Here is an 18,619-nt window from a genome sequence, read left to right on the forward strand (position 1 = left end):
TGGGGCGCAATACTGTGAATTCATGCCTGAATTTGACAGGCTTTCAGCCTCAGAGCGCCTCTCGGGCTCAGTAAGCCTGTCATTGGTCAACTAACTACACACCATGCGCATCAGGGGGATAGGTGCGTGGCGGCGATTGTGATAACATCCGGCGGTTTCCAGGGTTGCCCCGAGGGGTGGCCTATAACGTGCAGATCCGTGTCATAACTCGTTGATTTGTCGTAAGTCGTTGTCAGGCGCTTTGCCGGCAACGGCGAGCTTCGTTCGTCCCATATGGATGTGACGAGGTTTCACCCGAAAAAGGAATCAGGCTTCTCATGGGCGAACTGGCCAAAGAAATCCTCCCGGTCAATATCGAAGACGAGCTGAAACAGTCCTACCTCGACTACGCGATGAGCGTAATTGTCGGTCGGGCACTGCCTGATGCGCGCGATGGCTTGAAGCCCGTGCACCGGCGTGTGCTGTTCGCGATGAGCGAGCTGGGTAACGACTGGAACAAGCCGTACAAGAAATCTGCCCGTGTTGTCGGTGACGTGATCGGTAAGTATCACCCTCACGGCGACACTGCGGTGTACGACACCATCGTTCGGATGGCCCAGCCGTTTTCCCTGCGCTACCTGCTGGTAGACGGCCAGGGCAACTTCGGTTCGGTCGACGGCGACAACGCCGCGGCCATGCGATACACCGAAGTGCGCATGACCAAGCTGGCGCACGAGCTGCTGGCCGACCTGCATAAAGAAACCGTGGACTGGGTGCCGAACTACGACGGCACCGAAATGATCCCGGCGGTCATGCCGACCAAGATCCCCAACCTGCTGGTCAACGGTTCCAGCGGTATCGCCGTGGGCATGGCGACCAACATCCCGCCGCACAACCTCGGTGAAGTCATCGACGGTTGCCTGGCCCTCATCGACAACCCTGAGCTGACCGTCGATGAGCTGATGCAATACATCCCTGGTCCGGACTTCCCGACCGCCGCGATCATCAACGGTCGCGCCGGCATCATCGAAGCCTACCGCACCGGTCGTGGCCGCATTTACATGCGCGCCCGCTCGATGATCGAAGACATCGACAAGGTCGGTGGCCGTCAGCAGATCGTCATCACCGAACTCCCGTACCAGCTGAACAAAGCGCGTCTGATCGAGAAGATCGCCGAGCTGGTTAAAGAGAAGAAGCTTGAAGGCATCACCGAGCTGCGCGACGAGTCCGACAAAGACGGGATGCGCGTGGTGATCGAGCTGCGTCGTGGCGAAGTGCCTGAGGTGATCCTCAACAACCTCTACGCCCAGACCCAGCTACAAAGCGTGTTTGGTATCAACGTGGTTGCACTGATCGACGGCCGCCCGCGCATCCTGAACCTCAAGGATCTGCTGGAAGCTTTCGTTCGTCACCGTCGTGAAGTAGTGACCCGCCGTACCGTGTTCGAACTGCGCAAGGCCCGCGAGCGTGGGCACATCCTGGAAGGCCAGGCGGTTGCGCTGTCGAACATCGACCCGGTCATTGCCCTGATCAAAGCGTCGCCAACCCCGTCGGAAGCCAAGGAAGCGCTGATCAGCACGCCTTGGGAATCCAGCGCCGTGGTGGCCATGGTTGAACGTGCCGGTGCCGATTCGTGCCGTCCAGAGACCCTGGACCCACAATACGGCCTGCGCGAAGGCAAGTACTTCCTGTCCCCGGAACAGGCTCAGGCCATCCTGGAACTGCGCCTGCACCGCCTGACCGGCCTGGAGCACGAGAAGCTGCTGGCCGAGTACCAGGAGATCCTCAACCAGATCGGCGAGTTGATCCGCATCCTCAGCAGCGCCGTGCGCCTGATGGAAGTGATCCGCGAAGAACTGGAAGTGATCCGCGCCGAATACGGCGACGTGCGTCGCACCGAGATTCTCGACGCGCGCCTCGATCTGACCCTGGGTGACATGATCCCGGAAGAAGAGCGCGTGGTGACTATCTCCCACGGCGGTTATGCCAAGACCCAGCCATTGGCGGCGTACCAGGCCCAGCGTCGTGGCGGTAAAGGTAAATCTGCTACCGGCGTGAAGGATGAGGACTACATCGCTCACCTGTTGGTCGCCAACAGCCACACGACGCTGCTGCTGTTCTCCAGCAAGGGCAAGGTGTACTGGCTGAAAACCTACGAAATCCCGGAAGCCTCCCGTGCCGCCCGTGGTCGTCCGCTGGTCAACCTGCTGCCGCTGGACAGTGATGAGTACATCACCACAATGCTGCCGGTCGAGGAATACACCGAAGGTCACTTCATCTTCATGGCCACCGCCAAAGGCACCGTGAAGAAGACCCCGCTGGAATCCTTCAGCCGTCAGCGCAGCGTGGGTCTGATCGCTCTGGAGCTGGACGAAGGCGACGTACTGATCTCCGCTGCCATCACTGATGGTGAGCGTGAAGTCATGCTGTTCTCCGACGGCGGCAAGGTCACGCGCTTCAAGGAATCCGACGTTCGCGCCATGGGCCGTACCGCCCGTGGTGTGCGCGGCATGCGTCTGCCGGAAGGGCAGAAGCTGATTTCGATGCTGATCCCGGAAGAAGGCAGCCAGATCCTCACCGCTTCCGAGCGTGGTTACGGCAAGCGTACGGCCATCAGCGAGTTCCCGGAGTACAAGCGTGGCGGCCAAGGCGTGATCGCCATGGTCAGCAACGACCGCAACGGCCGTCTGGTCGGCGCGGTGCAGGTGCTCGACGGCGAGGAGATCATGCTGATTTCCGACCAGGGCACACTGGTACGTACCCGTGTGGCTGAAGTGTCGAGCCTGGGTCGTAACACCCAGGGCGTGACCCTGATCAAGCTGGCCAAGGACGAAAAACTGGTCGGCCTGGAGCGTGTCCAGGAGCCGTCGGAAGTCGAAGGCGAGGAGCTGGAAGGTGAAGAGTTTGACGGCGAGGTGATCGCAGCCGGCGATGACAACGTCGACGAGCCGACCCTCGACGCTGCCGCAGACGAAGAAGAACCGCAGGAATAAGCGGACACACAGGGGGCGGATGAAGATTCGCCCCCTTGTTGTTTGTCCCCTTTGAAACATGTGGGAGCTGGCTTGCCTGCGATGGCATCACCGCGGTATCACTGAAATACCGAGGCGCCTGTATCGCAGGCAAGCCAGCTCCCACAACGGTCCGCTCCAACAAAAGAGTGTTGCCGAATACGATTGCAGCCCCACCAGATCAGAGTGAGATTGGATGTGAGCAAGAGAGCCTATAACTTCTGTGCCGGTCCCGCGGCGCTTCCTGAAGCAGTCCTGCAGCGTGCGCAGGGTGAACTCCTCGACTGGCATGGAAAAGGCCTCTCCGTGATGGAAATGAGCCATCGCAGCGATGAGTTCGTGTCCATCGCCACCAAGGCCGAGCAGGACCTGCGCGACTTGCTGGACATCCCATCCAACTACAAAGTGCTGTTCCTGCAGGGCGGCGCCAGTCAGCAGTTCGCCCAGATCCCGCTGAACCTGTTGCCGGAAGACGGCACGGCTGACTATATCGACACGGGCATCTGGGGCCAGAAGGCCATTGAAGAGGCCTCTCGTTACGGTCACGTGAATGTCGCGGGTACCGCCAAGCCTTACGACTACTTCGCCATTCCCGGTCAGAACGAGTGGAAGCTGTCGAAGGACGCGGCCTACGTGCACTACGTCGCCAACGAAACCATCGGCGGCCTGGAGTTCGACTGGGTGCCGGAAGTGGGTGACGTTCCGTTGGTGTGCGACATGTCCTCGGACATCCTCTCGCGCCCGATCGATGTGTCCAAGTACGGCATGATCTACGCCGGCGCGCAGAAGAACATCGGTCCGAGCGGCATCCTGGTCAACATCATCCGTGAAGATCTGCTCGGTCGCGCCCGTTCGCTGTGCCCGACCATGCTCAACTACAAGGTCGCGGCCGATAACGGCTCGATGTACAACACGCCGCCGGCGTTTGCCTGGTACCTCTCCGGCCTGGTGTTCGAATGGCTGAAAGAGCAGGGCGGTGTGGCCGCCATGGGCAAGCTCAACGAAGTGAAGAAACGCACCCTGTACGACTTCATCGATGCCAGCGGCCTGTACAGCAACCCGATCAACCTTACTGACCGCTCGTGGATGAACGTGCCGTTCCGCCTGGCTGACGACCGTCTGGACAAGCCATTCCTGGTCGGTGCCGACGAACGTGGCTTGCTGAACCTCAAAGGTCACCGTTCGGTCGGTGGCATGCGCGCGTCCATTTACAACGCCGTCGACATCCACGCGATCAACGCGCTGGTTGCCTACATGGCGGAGTTCGAAAAGGAACACGGCTAATGTCTGAGCAAGAACTCAAGGCCCTGCGCGTACGCATTGATAGCCTGGACGAGAAAGTCCTGGAGCTGATCAGTGAGCGCGCGCGGTGCGCCCAGGAAGTGGCACGGGTGAAGATGGCGTCCCTGGCTGAAGGCGAAGTGCCGGTGTTCTACCGTCCGGAGCGTGAAGCCCAGGTGCTCAAGCGTGTCATGGAGCGCAATAAAGGCCCGCTGGGCAACGAAGAGATGGCGCGGTTGTTCCGCGAAATCATGTCGTCGTGCCTGGCCCTGGAGCAGCCGCTGAAAGTGGCTTACCTCGGTCCTGAAGGCACTTTCACCCAAGCGGCGGCCATGAAGCATTTCGGCCACGCGGTGATCAGCAAGCCAATGGCGGCGATCGACGAAGTGTTCCGTGAAGTGGCGGCTGGAGCGGTGAATTTTGGCGTGGTGCCGGTGGAAAACTCCACCGAGGGCGCGGTCAACCACACGCTGGACAGCTTCCTCGAACATGACATGGTGATCTGCGGCGAAGTCGAACTGCGCATCCACCATCACCTGCTGGTGGGCGAGAACACCAAGACCGACAGCATCAGCCGTATCTACTCCCACGCCCAGTCCCTGGCCCAGTGCCGCAAGTGGCTGGACGCGCACTACCCGAACGTCGAGCGTGTGGCGGTCTCCAGCAACGCCGAGGCAGCCAAGCGCGTCAAGGGTGAGTGGAATTCGGCAGCTATCGCCGGTGATATGGCAGCGGGCCTGTATGGCCTGACGCGCCTGGCCGAGAAAATCGAGGACCGCCCGGACAACTCCACGCGCTTCCTGATGATCGGTAGCCAGGAAGTGCCGCCGACCGGCGACGACAAGACGTCCATCATCGTCTCTATGAGCAACAAGCCCGGCGCGCTGCATGAGCTGCTGGTGCCGTTCCACGATAACGGGATTGACCTGACGCGCATCGAGACTCGTCCGTCGCGCAGCGGTAAATGGACTTACGTGTTCTTTATCGACTTCATCGGCCACCACCGCGACCCGCTGGTCAAAGGTGTGCTGGAGAAAATCAGTCAGGAAGCCGTGGCACTCAAAGTGCTGGGCTCTTACCCGAAAGCGGTTTTGTGAGGCTTTAACATGAGTGGCAACTTCCTCGCCCTGGCTCAGCCGGGCGTGCAACAACTGTCGCCCTACGTTCCGGGCAAGCCTGTGGACGAGTTGGCGCGTGAGTTGAACCTGGATCCGGCGAACATCGTCAAGCTGGCCAGTAACGAAAACCCGCTGGGCCCGAGCCCAAAAGTGTTGGCGGCGATTCGTGAAGCGCTGGCTGAACTGACCCGCTACCCCGATGGCAACGGTTTTGCCCTCAAGTCACTGCTGGCGGAAAAATGCCGGGTCGAGCTGAGCCAGGTCACCCTGGGCAACGGCTCCAACGACATTCTTGAGCTGGTTGGTCGTGCGTACCTGGCGCCAGGCTTGAACGCGGTGTTCAGCGAGCACGCGTTTGCGGTCTATCCGATCGTGACCCAGGCGGTCGGCGCTGATGCGCGCGTTGTTCCTGCGAAGGATTGGGGGCACGACCTGCCAGCCATGCTGGCGGCCATCGACGCCCAGACCCGGGTGGTGTTTATCGCCAACCCGAACAACCCGACCGGCACCTGGTTCGACGCACAGGCGTTGAACGACTTCCTGCAAGACGTGCCGGAACACGTGCTGGTCGTGCTGGACGAGGCCTACATCGAATATGCCGAAGGCAGTGATATGCCGAACGGCCTGGATTTCCTGGCGGCCTACCCGAACCTGCTGGTTTCGCGCACGTTCTCCAAGGCTTATGGCCTGGCGTCGCTGCGGGTCGGCTATGGCCTGTCCACTGCTGTAGTTGCCGATGTGCTGAACCGTGTGCGCCAGCCGTTCAACGTCAACAGTCTCGCCCTGGCGGCGGCCTGTGCTGCGGTGAAGGATGCCGAGTACCTGGAAGAAGGTCGTCGCATCAACGAAAGCGGCATGCTGCAACTGCAGGAAGGCTTCCGTGAGCTGGGGCTGGGCTGGATTCCGTCCAAGGGCAACTTCATTTGTGTTGATCTAGGCCAAGTGGCTGCGCCGGTGTTCCAGGGCCTGTTGCGCGAAGGCGTGATCGTGCGTCCGACCGCCAACTACGGCATGCCGAACCACCTGCGTATTACCATCGGTCTGCCGGCAGAAAACGCCCGCTTCCTGGAGGCGCTGGCCAAGGTTCTGGCCCGTGGTTGATGTCACTGCATTGCAACCTGCTGTGCCTATGATCGGTCGCCTGGTGGTGGTCGGTCTGGGATTGATCGGCGGATCTTTTGCCAAAGGCCTGCGTGAAAGCGGGCTGTGTGGCGAAGTGGTCGGTGTGGACCTGGACCCGCAATCGCGCAAGCTGGCGGTTGAGTTGGGCGTGGTGGATCGTTGTGAGGCGGACCTGGCGCTCGCGTGTCAGGGCGCTGACGTGATCCAGTTGGCCGTGCCGATCCTGGCCATGGAGAAATTGCTCGCCGTACTGGCAGGCATGGACCTGGGGCAGGCGATCCTGACGGACGTCGGCAGTGCCAAAGGCAATGTGGTGCGCGCGGCGCAACGGGCCTTTGGCGGTATGCCCGCACGCTTCGTGCCGGGGCATCCGATTGCCGGCTCCGAGCAGAGCGGGGTGGAGGCGTCCAATGCGCAGTTGTTCCGTCGCCATAAAGTCATCCTGACGCCGCTTGCGCAAACCGATCCTGCTGCGTTGGCGGTGGTGGATCGCCTGTGGCGTGAGCTGGGCGCGGATGTCGAGCATATGCAGGTCGAGCGTCATGACGAAGTGCTGGCCGCGACCAGTCATCTGCCGCATTTGCTCGCATTTGGCCTGGTGGACTCCCTGGCCAAGCGCAACGAAAACCTCGAGATTTTCCGTTACGCCGCCGGTGGCTTCCGTGATTTCACGCGGATTGCCGGTAGCGACCCGGTGATGTGGCACGACATCTTCCTCGCCAATCGCGAAGCGGTGTTGCGCACCCTGGACACCTTCCGCAGCGACCTCGACGCCTTGCGCGATGCGGTTGATGCCGGAGATGGCCGTCAATTATTGGGCGTGTTCACCCGTGCGCGGGTGGCGCGTGAGCATTTCAGCAAGATCCTGGCGCGCCGGGCCTACATGGAAACCGCTGTGAACGCTGATGAGTTGACCTTCCTCGCCGAACCGGGTGGCCGCTTGAGCGGAAGCATTCGGATGCCGGGCGACAAGTCGATTTCCCATCGGTCGATCATGCTGGGTTCGTTGGCTGAGGGTGTGACTGAGGTTGAGGGTTTCCTTGAAGGCGAAGATGCCCTGGCGACCTTACAGGCGTTTCGCGACATGGGCGTGGTGATTGAAGGCCCGCACCATGGGCGCGTAACCATTCATGGTGTCGGGCTAAATGGCCTGAAACCGGCGCCGGGACCGATTTATCTCGGTAATTCCGGGACTTCCATGCGCCTGCTGTCCGGTTTGCTAGCAGCGCAGAGCTTCGACAGTGTGCTGACCGGTGACGCGTCCCTCTCCAAGCGTCCGATGAATCGCGTAGCCAAGCCCCTGCGGGAAATGGGTGCGGTGATCGAGACAGGGCCAGAAGGGCGTCCGCCGCTGACCATTCGTGGTGGCCAGTCGTTGAAAGGCCTGGCTTACGCAATGCCGATGGCCAGTGCCCAGGTCAAATCCTGCCTATTGCTGGCCGGGTTGTACGCTGAAGGCAAAACCGCGGTGACCGAGCCTGCGCCGACCCGCGACCACACCGAGCGCATGTTGCGCGGCTTTGGTTATCCGGTGGCGGTGGAGGGTGCGACGGCGTCGGTGGCGTCCGGTCATGCGCTGACGGCTGCCCATATAGAAGTGCCGGGGGATATTTCTTCTTCGGCGTTTTTCCTGGTGGCGGCCTCGATTGCCGAGGGTTCTGAACTGCTGCTGGAGCATGTGGGGGTCAATCCGACGCGTACCGGCGTGATCGATATCCTGAGACTGATGGGCGCGGATATCACCCTGGAGAACCAGCGTGAGGTGGGTGGTGAGCCTGTCGCGGATCTGCGCGTAAGAGCGGTAGCGTTGAAAGGGATCGAGATTCCTGAAGCGCTGGTGCCGTTGGCGATCGATGAGTTTCCGGTGTTGTTCGTCGCGGCGGCTTGTGCCGAGGGACGAACGGTGTTGCGTGGCGCTTCAGAGCTGCGCGTGAAGGAGTCCGATCGTATCCAGGTCATGGCCGATGGTCTGCTGGCGTTGGGCGTGAAGTGTGAACCGACCCCTGATGGGATTATCATTGACGGTGGCCCGATGGGCGGTGGCGACGTGCATGCCCATGGTGATCACCGCATTGCCATGGCGTTCAGCGTGGCTTCCCTACGGGCGGCGGCGCCGATTCGTATCCGTGACTGCGCCAATGTTGCTACGTCTTTTCCGAATTTTCTTACACTGTGTGCCCATGTCGGCATCCGTGTTGCCCAAGAGGCTCAATTGTGAATATCAAAGCACCGGTGATTACCATCGACGGGCCAAGCGGCTCGGGCAAAGGCACGATCGCCGGCATCCTGGCCAAGCGCCTGGGCTGGTGCCTGCTGGATTCCGGCGCGCTATACCGTCTGCTGGCATTCGCCGCACGCAACCATGGCGTCGACCTGACCAACGAAGAATCCCTGAAGCTGCTGGCGGCGCACCTTGATGTGCAGTTTGTCGGTGCGACGGAAGGTCATCCCCAGCGCATCATCCTTGAAGGGGACGATGTGACGGATGACCTGCGCAACGAACAAGTGGGTTCCTGGGCATCCCAGGTTGCCGCGCTGCCGGCCGTGCGTGATGCGCTGCTGCAGCGTCAGCGGGCTTTTCAAGAGCCGCCGGGCCTGGTGGCCGATGGTCGTGATATGGGTACCGTGGTGTTTCCCGAGGCGCCCTTGAAGATTTTCCTGACCGCCAGCGCCGAGGAACGGGCTCGCCGCCGCTACTTGCAGTTGAAGGGCAAAGTCGATGGTGTTAGTCTGTCGAGTCTGCTAGATGAGATCCGTGCACGCGATGAGCGTGATACCCAGCGCGCAGTAGCCCCGCTCAAGCCGGCGGCTGATGCCATACAACTGGATTCCACGGAGTTGTCCATCGAGCAGGTGCTGGAACGCATCTTGAGTGAAATCGCCATTCGCGATATCGCCGGGTGATCAAGAAGGCCGCAGGGGACCAGTCATAGTCCTGCGGTGGCTTCTTTTAACTGAAACTGACCCACACCGTCTGGGGTGTGGAGATGGGCGTATTCTTCGCCCTTATCAACAGGAATTAAAATGAGCGAAAGCTTTGCGGAACTCTTTGAAGAAAGCCTAAAAACCCTGAACCTTCAGGCAGGCTCCATCATCACCGGTGTTATCGTTGATATCGATTACCAAGCTCGCTGGGTAACCGTTCACGCTGGTCTGAAGTCTGAAGCTCTGATCCCGCTGGAACAGTTCTACAACGATGCTGGTGACCTGACTATCAATGTCGGTGACGAAGTTCACGTTGCTCTGGACTCGGTTGAAGACGGTTTCGGTGAAACCAAGCTGTCCCGTGAAAAAGCCAAGCGCGCTGAATGCTGGATTGTTCTCGAAGCAGCCTTCGCAGCTGAAGAAGTGGTCAAGGGCGTTATCAACGGTAAGGTTAAAGGCGGCTTCACTGTCGACGTTAACGGCATCCGTGCGTTCCTGCCAGGTTCTTTGGTCGACGTTCGTCCTGTGCGCGACACCACGCACCTGGAAGGCAAAGAACTCGAATTCAAGGTCATCAAACTCGACCAGAAGCGCAACAACGTTGTCGTTTCCCGTCGCAGCGTCCTGGAAGCAGAGAACTCCGCCGAGCGTGAAGCTCTGCTGGAATCCCTGCAGGAAGGCCAGCAAGTCAAAGGTATCGTCAAAAACCTCACCGACTACGGCGCATTCGTCGACCTGGGTGGCGTGGATGGCCTGCTGCACATTACCGACATGGCTTGGAAGCGTATCAAGCATCCTTCCGAAATCGTCAACGTTGGCGACGAGATCGATGTCAAGGTTCTGAAATACGATCGCGAGCGCAACCGTGTTTCCCTGGGCCTGAAGCAACTGGGTGAAGATCCATGGGTTGCTATCAAAGCCCGTTACCCAGAAAGCACTCGCGTTACCGCGCGTGTTACCAACCTGACCGACTACGGCTGCTTCGCTGAGCTGGAAGAAGGCGTGGAAGGCCTGGTACACGTTTCCGAAATGGACTGGACCAACAAAAACATCCACCCTTCGAAAGTCGTACAAGTCGGCGACGAAGTGGAAGTTATGGTTCTGGACATCGACGAAGAGCGTCGTCGTATCTCCCTGGGCATCAAGCAGTGCAAATCTAACCCATGGGAAGATTTCTCTGGCCAGTTCAACAAGGGCGATAAAATCTCCGGCACCATCAAGTCGATCACCGATTTCGGTATCTTCATTGGTCTGGACGGCGGCATCGACGGCCTGGTTCACCTGTCCGACATCTCCTGGAACGAAGTGGGCGAAGAAGCTGTTCGTCGTTTCAAGAAGGGCGACGAGCTGGACACCGTTATCCTGTCGGTTGACCCAGAGCGCGAGCGTATCTCCCTGGGTATCAAGCAACTGGAAAGCGATCCGTTCTCCGAGTACGTTCAAGAGAACGACAAAGGCGCAATCGTTAAAGGCACTGTGAAAGAAGTTGACGCTAAAGGCGCCATCATCGTTCTGGCCGACGATATCGAAGCGACTCTGAAAGCCTCCGAAATCAGCCGTGACCGCGTTGAAGACGCGCGCAACGTTCTGAAAGAAGGCCAGGAAGTAGAAGCCAAGATCATCAGCGTTGATCGCAAGAGCCGCGTAATCCAACTCTCCATCAAGTCGAAAGACGAAGTTGAAGAGAAAGAAGCTATCCAGAGCCTGAAATCTGCTCCGGAAGCTGCACAAGGCGAGACCACTATGGCCTCCCTGCTGCGCGAAGCAATGGCTAAGCAGAACTAAGTTCTGTAAGGCTGTAGAAAAAGGGCGACTTCGGTCGCCCTTTTTTGTGCCTGAAATTCGTTGAATCAACAACCTAGAACCAAGGCGTTCAGCTCAGTGTCAGAACTGGCTATAGTCTTAAGAAAAAAGCGGTTCCCGTGTTGTAGCTTCAATAAGGATTTAAATGAACAGGCTTATCGTAATACTCGCATTGGTAATGCTTGCAGGCTGCTCCACTACCAGCGCCAAGACTCACGCCAAGCGCGGCGTCAGTGGCATCGAGATCGACTGCTCAGGGCTTGGCAACAACTGGCAGAAGTGTGAAAAGCGCGCCGCCCGAGAGTGCAAGATGCAAGGCTACAAGGTCGTCACCAGGTCCAGCGACGCCAAGGATGAAGAGGGTGACTCTCTCTTCGGCTGGAACCCCGCCGGCGCAGTGACGCGGACGATGCTGGTTATCTGTAATTGAGCGTATCGCACGTTCGATACGGGTGTTTATTCAACCGGCAGATAAGTTTATGCATGGGCTGTTCAAATTCATCGAGTCATGCTAAAACCTTCGAAGCGCTTTTCCTAGCTGCTTGAAAAAGAAGGGAAAAATATGACGAAGTCGGAGTTGATTGAACGAATTGTCACCCATCAAGGGCTGCTCTCATCCAAGGATGTCGAGCTGGCTATCAAGACCATGCTTGAGCAAATGTCCCAATGCCTGGCGACCGGGGATCGCATTGAGATCCGTGGGTTTGGGAGCTTTTCCCTTCACTATCGCGCGCCGCGTGTGGGCCGTAATCCGAAAACCGGCCAGTCCGTCAGTCTTGACGGCAAGTTCGTACCTCACTTCAAGCCGGGTAAGGAATTGCGTGATCGTGTGAACGAAGACGAGGAAGAAGGCGTCTGATTGGTTTTGGAGTAGGGGAAGGTTATGCGTGGGGTCAAGCGCGTTTTATTGATGTTGGTGATGCTTCTCGCTGGTTTGGCGGTGCTGACATTCGTGCTGGAAAATCAGCAAGGCACTACGTTGTCATTCCTGGGCTGGAGCACCGCGCAACTGCCGGTGGCGGTATTTGTTACGCTAGCATTGATTGTCGGTATGTTGATAAGTCCTGTCCTTGGGGGGCTGGTCAGACGCAAGGTGCGTCGCAAGCAAGTGGTATAACGCGGGCCCGCTCTTTTGCATTGCGGTCAATGTAGCCGGCGATCGCATTTAGAGTCAGGCTCGCCTCGATCTTGTGACGAGCACTTCAAGCATTTTCTCCGGCCCGCTAAATCGGACTTTCACGCTCTGCTACTTGGCTCAATTCTTGGGACGTTTGCGCAGTTCGTACAGCTTGAACGGCAACTTGAGCAACAGCGAAGGTAAGTTGGTATAAACTCCGTTTGCGCGACAGGCTTCGACGATCTCCATATTCAGCTTCAAGCTACTTTTGAGTCCGGCTGTGCTGGCACCTCCTGATCGCATGCGAACTAACACCTTATCCAGATAAGAGTACTTAAGGCGCTGCACCATAAAAAGCCGCACAAAAAATTCGTAATCAGCAGAAATCCTGTACTTCAAGGAGTACAAGCCCACTTTTGTGTAGGCTGATTTACGAATGAACGTTGCTGGGTGAGGCGGCATCCAGCCAAAGCGCAATTTCCATGGAGCGAAACGATTGCCGCGGTAAAAGCGTGTCACTTTTTGCAGGTCAGGCGCATTCACAAAAACAACGTCACCAAACACAACGTCGCTTTCTGGGTTGCGTTCGAATGCTTTCACCACGGAAGACGCGCTGGTGGAATTTTCGTAAAAGTCGTCGGAGTTCAATATGCCGATGACATCACCTGTAGCCAACGCTACGCCTTTATTCATCGCGTCGTACAGGCCTTTGTCCGGTTCGCTGATAAAGCGGCTGATACGTTCGCCATAAGACTCGACAATCGCCTGAGTCCCGTCTTTAGAGCCCCCATCTACCACGATATATTCAATGTCGCAGTGGTCTTGTGAAAAAACGGACTCTATCGTGTCTCGAATCGTACTTGCGCTGTTATAGCAGACCGTAATAATTGATAGCTTCAAGACAACCTCTTATGTACGACCGTATAAGTCTTCTAGGCGCACGATATCATCCTCGCCCAAGTAGGAGCCGGACTGCACTTCAATCAATTCCAGTGGAATAACCCCGGGGTTTTCCAGCGTGTGCAGTTGGCCGATGGGGATATACGTCGACTGATTTTCGGTGACTAGGTAGGTCTTCTCACCGTTCGTCACTTTCGCTGTTCCACTCACGACGATCCAGTGTTCGGCTCGATGATGGTGCATTTGCAAGGACAAGCGCGCCCCGGCGTTGACGGTTATGCGTTTAACTTGATAACGGCTGCCATTATCAATCGAGTCATACATGCCCCACGGTCGATAGACTTCGCGATGATCCTGTGATTCGCAGCGGCCTTCATTCTTAAGCCGGTCAACGATCTTCTTTACGTCCTGCACGCGGTTTTTATGCGCTACCAGGACGGCGTCCTTGGTTTCCACGATGACCAAGTCGTCAATGCCGACAGTGCTGACCAGGCGACTTTGAGAGTGTATGAAGGTATTGCTTGTCTGTTCTGTCAGTACGTCGCCATGACACACGTTGCCTTGCGCGTCTTTGCTGCCGACTTCCCACAGTGCTGCCCAGGAACCGATATCGCTCCAGCCTGCGTCGAGCGGGACCACTACCGCGTCAGCGGTTTTCTCCATGACGGCGTAGTCGATGGACTCTGCCGGACAGCCCGCAAAAGCCTCTTTGCCCACACGGGTAAAGTGCATGTCCTGGGTACCGGCTGCGATGGCGTTGCGGCAGGCGGTAAGAATGTCAGGGCGAAACTTCTCCAGTTCTTCCAGATAGCGGCTGGCGCGAAACATGAACATGCCGCTGTTCCAAAGGTAGTTCCCACTGGACAGGTAAGTGCGAGCTGTTTCTTCATCTGGTTTCTCGACGAAGCGGGCCACTTGAAAGCCGCCTGCTTCGACACGTTCACCTTTCTCGATATAGCCGTAACCGGTTTCCGGTTGAGTCGCGATGATACCGAAGGTGACCAACTTGCCTGCAAGCGCCAGGGGCAGTGCCTGTCGGACGCAATCCTGGAAAGCATCGGCTTTTTGAATCAGATGGTCGGCGGCCAGCACTAGCAGTAAGGGATCCTGCCCATCAGCACACGCCTGCAGCGCGGCCAGCGCGACTGCCGGTGCGGTGTTTCGGCCCACCGGCTCCAAAAGGATATTGGCGCTCTCCAATCCAAGGCGCCGCAGTTGCTCGGCAGCCAGGAAACGGTGCTCCTCATTGCAGATCAACCGGGGCAGGGCAACATCAAGCCCATCCAGACGCTTGATGGTTGCCTGCAACATGGACAATTCGCTGTCAGCCAGGCAGAGGAACTGCTTGGGGTTGAGTTGACGCGAGAGTGGCCACAGGCGAGAGCCAGAGCCACCGGCCATAATTACCGGAATCAACATTTAATCTTCCCTTGTGTTCAATTCGTGGGTCACGCCAGCAGTTGGATGAGCAGCGATGTCCAGCATGCTCGTTGCGACGCTTTCCCAGTCTCTGGGGATCGCTTTCAACTGCTCACTCCAGTCGGGCCAATAGCCAGCTGCGAGTTTTCGGTGCAATTCGTTTATGGCGTTTTTCAGCGAGTCTGCGCTATCTACACGAAAGTATATCGCCCCTTCACCACACAACACGCGTGCATAGGGCAAGTCCGGGCAAATGATCGGTAAACCAACAAACATCGCCTCTATCAGTGGGAACCCGTAACTCTCATCGGTTGAGAGAAACAGCAACGCGTCCACCTGGCTGTATGCCTCAAGCATCTGCTGCGCAGCAAGCGTGCCCACGCAACGCAGGCCTTTGAGGCTGGGAGCGGGACTGCTGTTTTCGTCAAGCGTAAGCGCAAGGTTCGCTACAGGCCATTGTGTCACATCGCTATCATCTACTGCGGTGAGCAGTTTGTGATTTTTGTGAGGGTATCCGGCAGCTGGGTAGATCATATGTAAAGGCCCGCGTGCCGCTGCAACACGCCCCGTGCGCGTGAGCCCGGCGTCCAGTAGCCATGTGGGCACTGGTTGCGGTACGACATGCACGCGTGATTGGAGCGAGGGGTATGACTCAATCAGGGCGTCACGCATTAATGTCGTCTGCACGATAAACGCTTGTGCGTACCGCAGGTTCGAACGAAACACCCACCTGAGCAGTGCGAGCTTGAGGCCTGCAATACGCCAGGAGAACGTGGTGGGGCGCAGGAGGTGGGAGTTCTGGACGAACACCGTTTGCGGTGCGCTGCAGCGAATAGGCAGGTCGCCCATCACCAGCAGAGGCAGCCGTCCGCTGAAGCGCTTGCCGAGTAAGAGGCATTCCGCCAAGCGTGAAAGTGCGTTGGGGAGGACGCGTCGATAGGTTGTTGTTTTGATCGACCTGTCTGCGCTTTGGTAGGACGACAGGTCCCCTCTGTCGGGTAAGTAGGCCTCAACAATACGGACGCGAGCATTGCGTTCCAGCGCAGGCAGCAAGGACTTGAGCAATTGCACCGCACCCAGGCCCGCAATGTTGGTCAGGTGCAGGCGGACAGAGTCTTGGCTCATAACGATGATTGTTCCGAATACCAGGGGGAGGCGATGGCGGCCTTATCCTCAGGCTTTGCACGCAGTACCGCCAGCATGTAACTGGCCGCAACGTCAGGCTGGATCGCTGCTGCGGCTAGCCGCGCTCCGGCGCGCATCGCGAGCAGGCGTTCGGGGTTGGCGCTTAGCGAGTTGAGCAGTGAGGCAAGCGCCTGCGTATTTTCGGCATCGAAGACGGCACCGGCACCAAACTTTTCGACCAGCGCGCGTGCGCCCACCTGGTCACTGCAGATGACCGGCACACCTGCGCAGAGCGCCTCATTCACGACGACGCCCCAGCCATCATAGCGACTGGGCAGAACCAGCACATCGTAAGTAGAGACGACATTCTGTGTCTCGCCAAACGGGATCGTTCCCCGGAAACGGAGGGTGTGGTTATCAAAGGCAAAGGCGCTGGGATCGCCTGGCCCATAGGCATCCAGTGTGACTGGCGCGTTCGAGCGTGAGACCGCCTCTACCAACACGTCCAGGCCTTTGCGTGCAATCAGCGCGCCGACAAACACAACGCTCAATGGCGTATCGGCGATGCGTGCGTCGGGTGGAGCTGGCGAGTGACGTTCAAGCGCGGGAATGAAATAGCCGAATGGAAACAGTTTGTTTTTTTCGATGCCAGCATTTGAATATTGCGCGATGGCTTTCGATGAGATCGAAAACACGCCGGTCATCCGGCCCTTGAGCACAGTCATGTAAACCCTGTAGAGGCAAGGTCGCAATATCGCCTTGAGTTTTTGCAGTGTTAATCGTTTATCACTGAAGTAGCCTTGGGCAATTGGTGAGTAAGGTTCTGAGACGATGTAAAACTCAACACGAAACAGCAGGGCCAACAGCAGGCAATACAACATTCTGGCGTTCTGGAATGCACTTCCGAACAAATGCACGTCGTGCCGGTGCTTGCGCATTGCTTGATAGCAGTAGGCAAGCCCGCCTCGGGCTGGTATGAGTCGCCGTTCGATGGATTCGACTTGGGTATCTTTCCAGCCTTGGGCGCGGCGATCCGCATCTTCCATCGTCAGCACGTAAGCAATAACCGGCGTTTTGGATTGCCTGGAGAGTGCCTCGTAAGTATAGGCCTGATGATCTGTCAGCACGGGCTGCCAGGTAATCAGCGCTGAAGGCGTTGTCATGGTTGGTCGCCAAAAATAAACGTGAATACCGCCTGGCCGGCCAGGTGGGGTGCGCATCGAGCGACGACGGATTGTTGGCCTCGTTGAGCGCAGGCCTCCATTTCCTCGGGCTGTTCGACAATCTTTCGGAACAATCCCGTCAGCTCTTCGGGTTCGTTGCCAGTCAGGTAAAGGGCGCCTGAACCCAGGACAGCTCGGACATCGCTGATGTCCGTGCTCAGAACGAGCAGGCCTGCCTCGGCAAACTCAATGACCTTGGAAGGGAATGTGGTGCTGGCCAAGGGGCCGCCCACGGGTTTGAGGGCCAGGCCGACGTTGCAGCGGCCAAGCACTTCTTTATATTGCGCATCGGTCGTGCGCCCATGCACAGTCACGCGGGGCGCTGCGTCTTCGTCTGCCAGTGCCTGAAGGGCGTCGAGGGCCTCGCCTTTGCCGGTCACTTCGAATTGCAGGTGACGCACCCAGTCGCCGGGCTCTCGACGCAGCTGGCGGATGGCTTGGATCAGCAGGTGCGCGCCGGTATCGGTGCTGAGTGTCCCGGCCATCAAAATTGATGTGGGGTGGGTGTTTGGTTTTTCGTCGAATACTTTTGTAGAGGTGGAGCCGTAGTAACAATGAACAGGGCGGATACCGGTCATGCCCGCCAGCGCACTGCATGCCAGCAAGGCGCCGTCTGGGCACAAGCGGTCATATAGCCAGGTAGTGAAGCGACCCAGCCGTGCTTTCATGGGGCCACTATTCTGGCCCGCGACTTCGCCATCCTCAAGATCGAGGAAGCGTTTGTAGCCGGTCACCGATGAGGTCAGCAGCAAGGGGAGGTAGGCGCTCATGCGGTTGTAGAAAATGACTGCCTTCTTGCGGCGGGACGATAGCCGCCACAGTGCACCGATCAGAAAAAACAGCGACAGAAACTGGGAGAGGAACCGGACATGTGAAAACGGTGCGTATATGACAGGGATGCCGGACACTCGCTTGACCGTACGAGGGAAGTAAGTCAGGGAGCCGTTGGCCCGCCCTCGGCCCAGACTCAGGATGCAAGGGTGTGCTCCCGCCTCCCGCAATGCCTGGCACAGCATGACGACCTTGCGTGAGGCTGCCGGGCTGTCACTGACAATCCCGCGTTCAAGACGGGTCTTGTCATCCAGCGCGTTGCAGACGACCAGGACCAAGGGGCGTTTTTTCATGGCAGTTGCCTCTTCACGGCAGCCGGTACGCCGGCAACCAGTGTGTGTGCCGGAACATCCTGCGTGACCACTGCACCTGCGGCAACAATGGCACCGTCGCCGATGGTCACACCGCCCAGGATGATGCTTTTGGCGCCAACCCAGCAGCCGTTGCCCACCACGATAGCGCGTGCCGTGCCGTTGCTGGCGCGACGCTCGCCCGTACCGACTTCATGGCTGCCGACGATGAATTCGATACCTGGCCCCAAGTCACAGCGGTCGCCGATTTGAATGTCGGCTTCAAGATGGGTATGAAAGACCACGCCCGGGCTGAGCCAGGTTCCCGCGCCGATGATCAGGCGACCCCGGCCATAGACCCATCCGCGCCCGCAGAACTTCACGCTCGGGTGCATCTCTATACCTGCAAAGCGTAAAAAAGCGGCTCTGGCGGCAAAAAGTCGAGAGGGTGGGAGGAGCGAAAGAATAATGTTGA

At 58.3% G+C, this 18,619-nt stretch carries 16 protein-coding genes; 10 read left to right on the forward strand and 6 right to left on the reverse strand.

Going from position 1 to position 18,619, the window contains the following annotated elements:
- Positions 1-317: 317 nt before the first annotated feature.
- From gyrA to CI807_RS15305, 10 genes are all read left to right on the forward strand, one after another.
- Positions 318-2,972, forward strand: a complete 2,655-nt coding sequence (gene gyrA / locus CI807_RS15260) for a DNA gyrase subunit A (protein WP_005786294.1) — start codon at positions 318-320, stop codon at positions 2,970-2,972.
- A gap of 216 nt (positions 2,973-3,188) precedes the next feature.
- The gene (gene serC, locus CI807_RS15265) at positions 3,189-4,274 is read left to right on the forward strand and encodes a 3-phosphoserine/phosphohydroxythreonine transaminase (RefSeq protein WP_095015225.1); all 1,086 of its coding nucleotides are present in this window, start codon (positions 3,189-3,191) and stop codon (positions 4,272-4,274) included.
- Positions 4,274-5,368 (forward strand): prephenate dehydratase, encoded by a 1,095-nt coding sequence (gene pheA, locus CI807_RS15270; RefSeq protein WP_003172650.1) that lies wholly within the window; start codon positions 4,274-4,276, stop codon positions 5,366-5,368. The genes serC and pheA overlap by 1 nt, the downstream gene beginning before the upstream one ends.
- 9 nt (positions 5,369-5,377) lie before the next feature.
- Complete coding sequence (hisC, locus tag CI807_RS15275; RefSeq protein WP_095015226.1) at positions 5,378-6,490, forward strand: histidinol-phosphate transaminase; 1,113 nt, start codon at positions 5,378-5,380, stop codon at positions 6,488-6,490.
- A 28-nt stretch (positions 6,491-6,518) separates the two neighbouring features.
- Complete coding sequence (locus CI807_RS15280; protein ID WP_256578789.1) at positions 6,519-8,729, forward strand: bifunctional prephenate dehydrogenase/3-phosphoshikimate 1-carboxyvinyltransferase; 2,211 nt, start codon at positions 6,519-6,521, stop codon at positions 8,727-8,729.
- A complete protein-coding gene (cmk, locus tag CI807_RS15285; protein WP_003172653.1) occupies positions 8,726-9,415 on the forward strand; it encodes a (d)CMP kinase in 690 nt (229 codons plus the stop codon). The genes CI807_RS15280 and cmk overlap by 4 nt, the downstream gene beginning before the upstream one ends.
- Before the next feature lie 120 nt (positions 9,416-9,535).
- Positions 9,536-11,221 carry a 30S ribosomal protein S1 gene (gene rpsA / locus CI807_RS15290; RefSeq protein ID WP_016975322.1) on the forward strand — a complete coding sequence of 562 codons (1,686 nt, stop codon included), beginning with the start codon at positions 9,536-9,538 and terminating at the stop codon, positions 11,219-11,221.
- Between the two features lie 163 nt (positions 11,222-11,384).
- Entirely contained in the window at positions 11,385-11,669 is a 285-nt protein-coding gene (locus tag CI807_RS15295) for a hypothetical protein (RefSeq protein ID WP_095015228.1), read from the forward strand.
- A 132-nt stretch (positions 11,670-11,801) separates the two neighbouring features.
- Positions 11,802-12,098, forward strand: coding sequence for an integration host factor subunit beta (gene ihfB / locus CI807_RS15300; protein WP_003218804.1), 297 nt, complete (start codon positions 11,802-11,804; stop codon positions 12,096-12,098).
- Between the two features lie 24 nt (positions 12,099-12,122).
- Entirely contained in the window at positions 12,123-12,356 is a 234-nt protein-coding gene (locus CI807_RS15305; protein ID WP_095015229.1) for a lipopolysaccharide assembly protein LapA domain-containing protein, read from the forward strand.
- A gap of 138 nt (positions 12,357-12,494) precedes the next feature.
- Here the strand turns inward: CI807_RS15305 and CI807_RS15310 are convergent, their stop codons facing one another.
- Genes CI807_RS15310 through CI807_RS15335 form a run of 6 tightly spaced genes read right to left on the reverse strand, consistent with a single transcriptional unit; the run spans position 12,495 to position 18,539 of the window.
- On the reverse strand, positions 12,495-13,256 hold the full coding sequence (locus tag CI807_RS15310) for a glycosyltransferase family 2 protein (protein WP_095015230.1): 762 nt from the start codon (positions 13,254-13,256) through the stop codon (positions 12,495-12,497).
- A gap of 9 nt (positions 13,257-13,265) precedes the next feature.
- Complete coding sequence (locus CI807_RS15315; protein WP_095015231.1) at positions 13,266-14,675, reverse strand: mannose-1-phosphate guanylyltransferase/mannose-6-phosphate isomerase; 1,410 nt, start codon at positions 14,673-14,675, stop codon at positions 13,266-13,268.
- Positions 14,676-15,800 (reverse strand): glycosyltransferase, encoded by a 1,125-nt coding sequence (locus CI807_RS15320; RefSeq protein ID WP_095015232.1) that lies wholly within the window; start codon positions 15,798-15,800, stop codon positions 14,676-14,678. It abuts the gene before it with no gap.
- Positions 15,797-16,963, reverse strand: a complete 1,167-nt coding sequence (locus CI807_RS15325; protein ID WP_157742031.1) for a glycosyltransferase family 4 protein — start codon at positions 16,961-16,963, stop codon at positions 15,797-15,799. Before CI807_RS15325 ends, CI807_RS15320 begins: the two co-directional genes overlap by 4 nt.
- Complete coding sequence (locus CI807_RS15330; protein ID WP_095015234.1) at positions 16,960-18,147, reverse strand: glycosyltransferase; 1,188 nt, start codon at positions 18,145-18,147, stop codon at positions 16,960-16,962. Before CI807_RS15330 ends, CI807_RS15325 begins: the two co-directional genes overlap by 4 nt.
- On the reverse strand, positions 18,144-18,539 hold the full coding sequence (locus CI807_RS15335; protein ID WP_256578772.1) for a DapH/DapD/GlmU-related protein: 396 nt from the start codon (positions 18,537-18,539) through the stop codon (positions 18,144-18,146). Before CI807_RS15335 ends, CI807_RS15330 begins: the two co-directional genes overlap by 4 nt.
- Positions 18,540-18,619: the final 80 nt, after the last annotated feature.

The sequence above is a fragment of the Pseudomonas sp. NS1(2017) genome, assembly GCF_002269425.1.
Lineage (GTDB): Bacteria > Pseudomonadota > Gammaproteobacteria > Pseudomonadales > Pseudomonadaceae > Aquipseudomonas > Aquipseudomonas reactans.